This window comes from Mesorhizobium sp. M7A.F.Ca.US.006.04.2.1 (genome assembly GCF_004022915.1).
GTDB classification, from domain to species: domain Bacteria; phylum Pseudomonadota; class Alphaproteobacteria; order Rhizobiales; family Rhizobiaceae; genus Mesorhizobium; species Mesorhizobium ciceri.
Window position 1 is genome coordinate 1 of the sequence record NZ_RZQA01000277.1, and the last position, 7118, is coordinate 7118.

The 7118-nt window shown below is 60.5% G+C and carries 6 protein-coding genes, 1 tRNA gene and 1 pseudogene; 2 read left to right on the forward strand and 6 right to left on the reverse strand.

The features are described 5' to 3' along the window. Positions 1-475: 475 nt before the first annotated feature. The 6 genes and pseudogenes from EN925_RS16425 to EN925_RS16450 form a co-directional block, all read right to left on the reverse strand. A pseudogene (locus EN925_RS16425) lies at positions 476-1666 on the reverse strand (hypothetical protein); the annotation flags it as partial. Next, positions 1566-2270 carry a hypothetical protein gene (locus EN925_RS16430; RefSeq protein ID WP_127368313.1) on the reverse strand — a complete coding sequence of 235 codons (705 nt, stop codon included), beginning with the start codon at positions 2268-2270 and terminating at the stop codon, positions 1566-1568. The pseudogene EN925_RS16425 and the gene EN925_RS16430, both read right to left, overlap by 101 nt. 514 nt (positions 2271-2784) lie before the next feature. Next, positions 2785-3114 (reverse strand): hypothetical protein, encoded by a 330-nt coding sequence (locus EN925_RS16435; protein WP_127368312.1) that lies wholly within the window; start codon positions 3112-3114, stop codon positions 2785-2787. A 241-nt stretch (positions 3115-3355) separates the two neighbouring features. Beyond that, entirely contained in the window at positions 3356-3622 is a 267-nt protein-coding gene (locus tag EN925_RS16440; RefSeq protein ID WP_127368311.1) for a hypothetical protein, read from the reverse strand. Between the two features lie 161 nt (positions 3623-3783). Further along, a tRNA-Gln gene (locus EN925_RS16445) sits at positions 3784-3857 on the reverse strand. Between the two features lie 176 nt (positions 3858-4033). Further along, positions 4034-4966 (reverse strand): lysylphosphatidylglycerol synthase domain-containing protein, encoded by a 933-nt coding sequence (locus EN925_RS16450; RefSeq protein WP_127368310.1) that lies wholly within the window; start codon positions 4964-4966, stop codon positions 4034-4036. 316 nt (positions 4967-5282) lie between these two features. Between EN925_RS16450 and EN925_RS16455 the strand changes: the two genes are divergently transcribed. Both EN925_RS16455 and EN925_RS16460 read left to right on the forward strand, forming a co-directional pair. Then, positions 5283-6641 carry a Ppx/GppA phosphatase family protein gene (locus tag EN925_RS16455; protein WP_127388348.1) on the forward strand — a complete coding sequence of 453 codons (1359 nt, stop codon included), beginning with the start codon at positions 5283-5285 and terminating at the stop codon, positions 6639-6641. Between the two features lie 22 nt (positions 6642-6663). Continuing rightward, the coding region (locus EN925_RS16460) for an RlmE family RNA methyltransferase (RefSeq protein WP_164894234.1) at positions 6664-7118 on the forward strand (455 nt) is incomplete at its 3' end.

Here is a 7118-nt window from a genome sequence, read left to right on the forward strand (position 1 = left end):
GCCAACGCCCGATTGAGTCCGTCTCCACAGGCTCGGTGACCGAGGAGAGCCAGGATGCAATTTCCTGCCCAGAAGAACAAAGGACCGGCTCAACCAGCCGAGGATGAGCGCCAGGCACGGCTTGAGAAAACAGCCAGGCTCAAGCAGCTTCGCTCCTATGCTTCCTGGCTTTCGTCTGACCCAAACGCCCAACTTCACGATGAGATAGACTGTTCCGTGCTGATCGAAGGCGTGGGGCGACGCAGCATGGAGCCTCGGCTGATCGGCAGGTGACATACCCGGGCGGCGAGGTTTCCACCGCCAACGACGATCTGGTCGACAATTTGTTTGGCTAAAGCAGTTCACCGTTTCACGGAAACGGCGACCCGCTCTAACTCCTTGTTTTGACGCAATTCCGGATGGAAAACCGTTTCACACTTTTCCTGGAATTGCTCTAGCCGATCGGCCGCAACAGTGGCGACAGGCAGACTTCGCGTCAGTGACAGCAGCCTTGCTGCGCGCTCGTCCTGCACAGGCAGGACGAGGTGATCGGTACGTCCGCCTTGGCCAGCGCCGCTGCAAGGCTTGTCTGCAATGTCGGCAATTCATCGGTCTCGCCGCGCCGTTTCAGGCATTCCACAAGCCCGTGCAATGCCCAGACATTGTTCGGATGCTGGGCACAGCGCTGCACCGTGCCGCTCAGGCCCAGATCGTCGCGATAGACCTGTTCTGCTTCCTGCGCGTGACCCTGGTCGAGAAGCAGCGCCGCCAGCGCATGGCGCGGCGGGTGCATCCAGGCCCACGGCTCGGTGTAGGACAGATTGTCGTCAAGCTCGACCGCCTGCCGCAAATGGCCATACGCCTCCTCATGCCGGCCCTGGTGGTACGCGAGCTCGCCGTCGAGCAGGGCGGCACCGACAGCCAGCGAAGCTTGCGCCGGGTTGCTGAGGAAGCGCCGCTCGGGCGCAATGCCTTTCAGATGCCGATGGAACTCTTCGCGCTCACGTTCAGCCTCAGCGAAATGCTTGAGCGTCGCATGCGCCACACCTTTGGCGTAGCGCTGCATGGCCGCCGTCAGCACATAGAGGCCAGGCTCCTCGGTGACCGGTTCGTCGATGATCTCCTGCCAGCGGCCGAAGCGCACCTGCACATGCGATTTCATCGCATGGTAGCCTTCCACCGTCTGCGTGAGCTTTGGCCGGCCCTGGATGGCGACCACGTCGCGCGCGACCAGGCTGCGCACTCTGTCGGCGGCCCACAGTGCAGGCTGGTGCTGGCCCGACAACATGCAGGTGAACATCATCAGATGCAGATCGTGGCAGCAGCCGAGCAAATAATAGGTCGGCTCGTCGGCATAGGCGAGATAGAGGTCGTTGGCACGCACCGCCTTTTCGCTGGCGCGTTTTGCTTTCTCATACTCGCCGCACAGCACATAGATATGCCCCGGCATGTGGTTCATGTGCCCGGCATCGGGGCACATCTCGCCGAGCAGATCCGCTGACCGCATGCCGCGCTCCGGCATGGTGGACATTTCCAGGAGATGGATGTGCAGGTGGACGATCGCCGGATGTTGTGCTGCGCCGGCCTCATCGGCAAGCCGGATCGACCGCTCGCAGACGTCGAGCGCCTCGACGACATCGGAATTCGGCGCCGGCGCGCCGGTCTTGAGGTTCCACAGCCGCCGCACCGCTTTTTATCTCTTGAGAATCCTTCATGTATTTCTGGAACCGCGTCCATATAAGAAGTATTACAAGAAGGAATTTCCAATCAATCGCAACTGCAATTGATAAGTCGACGTTATCGACGCTGATAATCGTTGGCTTTTCTTCGTCGCTAAATTCAGCAGATACACGGTTAAATAATTTAAAGAACCAATCGATCTCTTCTGATAATTCGAAGGTTGTCGATTTCAATGACGCAATTGGAAAGGTTATTTCGACTGAATCCTGAGCGCCATGATTCTCTCCACCCTTAGCAAAGGGAGCGTTTGCTTGAACGTAGGCGTTAACTCTGCCAAGTGCTTCAGAAGCATTTTGGACAACAAATACGGACACCTGACCTTGATCTTCCTTGGCGATATCATAAACTTCAAGTAATTTTTGGTATTGTCCGATTTCGCGGAGTAATTTACGCTCCTCGAAATCAAGATCCTCAAACAGCCGTATGAATTCAGAATTCCACTGTTTAGGCGTGTTCCGCGATCCAGCTTGCAAACTAGCTTGAACTAATTTGTTTTTAACAATGTTCGCTTGCAAGCGAACAGCAGCGTTATAGGCGTCTTTTATATTCATGAACCTGCCCCAAGTAGATTGCCCATCGCAACCGACCATAGGCAGGGCCGGCCGTCAAGATTCGTTGGGAAGCCATTGAGGTTCGGAAGCTCACCTATGAGGAGTTCGAAAAGAACAAGCGCCATGCCTTCCAACTGAATGCCAACTACGGGGGGTGGCTGATAGCATCGCTCTTGCTCGCGCATGGCGCTGCCGTCGCGTTCCTCGCACAGAACGACCGGCTATCGAAGGCGGTGCTGCCTTCGGTCTTTTGGTGGCATGTGCCCGGCCTGCTTCTGGCCTTCCTGTGCGGCTTCCTTGTTTGGGCGAACTGGAGCTTTCACGCCCGCATCTATGAGGCCGTGAGCCCCGGCATGATCTCTACGACGATGAGCACTGGCCAAAGTTCGATGACGGCACAAATCGTTGGATTAGTTGGACCCATTGGACTGGAATCGCCGCCGGCATCCTGTCGGCCCTTTGCATCTTGGCGTCGGCGCTCGCCGCCTATCGTTTGATGCCGCCTTGACGACCTTTAGGAATAATCCCTTGGCACATATTGCGCCGCAAACTCTGTTTCCAGCCGCTTGTGGTCGTCCCATGACGTCGGGGAGGGGTTTGCCTTGTCCCATGCCCGCAAGCGAGCAGACGCGGCTTTCATGGCCTTGAAAAGATCACGGTTCGAAAAGTCATCGGCCCCAGTTTCTTTTCTGAATGATCTGGCAGCTTCCGACCGTCGCTTTGACCACTCCGCGTATGACGGATTATTTGCGAGCCGATACTCCTCTAGCGCCTGATCGCGGTGTTCGGCGGCCCGCTTTTGCCATGGAGCGGGCTTTCCCTTCTTGCCGGGATTGTTGCTCATTGCCGCTCATCCAAGTGATCTTCGTCCATTAAGCCAGAGATTGGCATGCCTACTAACCCTTCGTCTTTGCCTAGCACTTAAAATATGTGTCCTTCCAGCTATCGGCCTTCGGCAGACTGCCGTTCTCTGGAGGCAGATGTGCCCTAGCTGCTGGACGCATGATCACCCAAACGACAAAGCCACTTACAAGCATTCCTATAACAAATTCCATGTCGCCCTCCCGCGCCTGAGTTCTGCACGCTCATTCGTCCGGCTCACGATCGGGCTTGTCGAAAGCGTTCAAGCTAACCTCTCTTGTGAGACTGCCGGAATCTACACCTAGAGAAACCAAAAGGTCTGGATCGGTATCCCTATCAAAGCGAACGAGAAAGCCGTAGGTCTCGCCGTCATTGCCATCTATCGTTTCCAGTTCCCAAGACGCATCGTTGAGTAGGTCCAGATCGACGCCCCATTCAGCAGCGATTTCTGCCGCGCCGTTATCGTCATCAAGCATAGCTTCGCCGCCCATGTCGTTCTCCCTTCGCGTTAAGGGAGCCGACTATAGGCCGGAATCACCGTCGAGAGTCGGGCGGAAGGGCAATTTCCACAGGCCCGCGAGCTAACAAAAGGTGCTAACGCACCTTGCTAATGAAAAAAGTTAAGTACCTGATTTCACCGTAAAAAATGGACTGGCTGGGGAACCTGGATTCGAACCAGGACTAACGGAGTCAGAGTCCGTGGGTCTACCGTTAACCTATTCCCCAGCAGGCGCGGTCATGAACCGTGCGGGCCGAGCGGGCAAGCCGCTGTGAGCGCTGCCTTGTAGCCGCCAGCGGAAAATAGTCAAGCCTGCTCTGTGGTTCAATGGCACGTTTCGTCAGGTGATTTCAGACGCCGCACTTCAGATGCCGGCGCGCGGCTCCCAGTCCAATCCCGCGTCTCAACCCTCCGTCCGGCTGAATTGCGAGCGTTCGAAGAACAGCACCACGCCCAGGCCCAGAATCAGCGGGATGATCAGGTAGAACAGTCGGAACACCAGCAGCGCCGCCAGCACGCCGACCGGATCCATGTCCGACAGGCCGGCGAGAAACACCACCTCGAACACGCCGAGCCCGCCCGGCGCGTGCGAGATCTGCGCGATCGAGAAGGAGACGAGGAAGACGCCCAGTATGACGAAGTAGCCGGGATTGTGGGCTGCGGGCAGGGCAAAGAAGATGATCGCGGCGGCGGCCAGCAGTTCGATCGGGCCGATCAGCAGTTGCCGCGCGACGATCGGCAGCGCCGGGTAGTGGAGCTGAAAACTGGCGATCTTCAGCGGGCGCAGATGCAGCCAGCTGCCGAAGACATAGGCGGCGACGAGCAGCAGCATCGCGATGCCGGCCGCTTCCGACAGGCCATGATGGGCGATGCCGGAAAACCGGTCGAGTATCTCAGGCTCGAACACCAGAACGAGGCCCGAGGCCAAAATCGTCGACAGCACGAAGGTGATCCAGCAGACCGCCACCAGCACGCCGACATCCTGTCCGGTCAGGCCCCTGGTACCATAGGCGCGGTAGCGGATGACGGCGCCGGAAAACACCGAACCGCCAATGTTGTGCGACAGCGCATAGGTGGTGAAGGAGCACAGCGTGACGAACAGCCACGACACGCGCTTGCCGATATGCAGGAGCGCGATGTGGTCGTAGCCGGCAAGCGAGGCATAGGCGATGATCGAACTCAGCGCGGCAAGAACCCAACCCCGGGTCGGAATGGCCGTGATACCGTCCCAGACGTCGTCGAGCGAAACGCCGCGCAATTCGTGCCAGAGCAGCAGCAGCGAGAAGATCACGGCGGCGATGCCGACGACCGGCCAGAAATAGCGTCTCCAGTTCATTGCCTGACTGCCATGCGTTGCGGGTCCGCTTCCTTTTCGTGGCTGGTGGGAGGCCGGCTTTGCCGGATTCTTCCGCTCATTTCAGAAATGCCTCATCGAAGCCGGCTATTCAACCGCGAACCCTTGTCGCAGCGCCGGCCGGCAAGATTTGCCGCAGTGAGCGGCCGCGCCGGAACGGCGGTCAGCGGCCTGCCGGCAAAATTCGGCATGCGGCTCTTGGTGATCGGGCGCGGCGCTGTTAGTCTGGCGGCAACTTAAAACACTGAAGCGCCTGCTGCGTCCATCATAGGTTCGCGCGGCGCCGGAAGGAACGACAGTGGAAGACCACGACACCGGCGCCGGCGCGCCGGAGGTGGGCGTGTCCAGCGCTTCCCAGGGGTCGGCTGGCCCGGGGAACGCAAGCTGGCAGCAACGCCGCCCGACGGAGCTCCGCTCCGCGGACGGGCAGGCGGGCGACGCACCCCACAAAGGCAAGCCCAAGAAGCGGCGCAAGCGAAGGCGCGGGCGCAAGGTTTTTGCGCGCGACGAAGCGCGTCCCGCGGAGAATCGATCGCCGGCGCCAGGCAAAGCCGGTGCCCCGGCGGCGGAGGCCCACAGACCGGTGGAGTCGGCGGTCTCGCCCGCCGCTGTAGTGCCACGGCCGGAACAGAGCGCCCGTCGGCCGCCGGTCCAGGAGCTTCCGGTGTTTGCGGCGCTTGACCTTGGCACCAACAATTGCCGGCTGTTGGTCGCCGTGCCGACGCGGCATGGCCAGTTCCGCGTCATCGACGCCTTTTCTCGCATCGTCCGGCTGGGCGAGGGGCTCACCGCCAATGGCCGGCTCGGCCAGCCGGCGATGGACCGCGCGGTCGAGGCGCTGAAAATCTGCGGCGACAAATTGCGCAACCGCAAGATCAGAAAAGCCCGGCTGATCGCCACCGAGGCCTGCCGCACGGCCGAAAACGGCGTCGAGTTCATCGACCGCGTCGAGCGCGAGGCCGGCCTGAAGCTCGAGATCATCGACCGCCAGACCGAAGCGCGGCTGGCGGTGTCCGGCTGCGGCTCGCTGGTCGAGCGCGACACTCAAGGCGTCGTCCTGTTCGATATTGGCGGCGGCTCGTCCGAAATCGCGCTCATCGACCTCGCAGGCCGCCGTTCGCCGAGGCTCGCCAATCACATCGTGTCGTGGACGTCGCTGCCGGTCGGCGTCGTCTCGCTGGCCGAGCGCTTTGGCGGCCGCACGGTGACGCGCGAGATCTTCGCCGCCATGGTCGATGATGTCGCCGGCCGGCTGGCCAACTTCGACGGTCGCGACCGGCTGAGCCATCTCAAGGCCAGCCCGAATTTTCATCTGCTGGGCACGTCGGGAACGGTGACGACGCTGGCCGGTGTCCACCTTGAGCTCGAGCGCTACGATCGCCGCCGTGTCGACGGGCTTTGGATGGACCGCGACAGCGTCGATCGCATGGTCGAAAGACTGGTTGGCTGGGATTTCCAGCAGCGCTGCGCCAACCCTTGCATCGGTGCCGATCGCGCCGATCTGGTGCTGGCCGGCTGTGCTATCCTCGAAGCGATCCGCGCCGTGTGGCCGTCCGAGCGGCTGCGAGTCGCCGATCGTGGCCTGCGCGAAGGTATTTTAAGCGAACTGATGGCCGATGATGGCGTCTGGCGCAACGATGGGCGTGGCAGAGCGTGAGCCCGAACCGAAGAAATAAGCAATGACCAAGAAACCGGAAAAACCAGGATCCGCCAGCATTCGTGTGCTGAAGACGCGGATCAAGAAGAAGAGCGGGCTGAAGGAATCGTCGCGCCGCTGGCTGCAGCGCCACATCAACGATCCCTATGTCCAGCGCTCCAAGGCTGACGGCTATCGCTCGCGCGCGGCCTACAAACTGATCGAGATCGACGACAAGCATCATCTGTTGAAACCCGGCATGAAGGTGATCGACCTCGGCGCCGCCCCCGGCGGCTGGTGCCAGGTCGCCGCCGCGCGGACGAAATCGACGGCCGACAAGCCGCATGTCATCGGCATCGATTATCTCGAAATGGACGCCGTGCCCGGCGCGCCGGTGCTGCTGATGGATTTCCTCGATCCGCAGGCGCCGCAGAAGCTGGCCGAGGCGCTGGGTGGGGATCCCGATATCGTGCTGTCCGACATGGCGGCACCGACCAC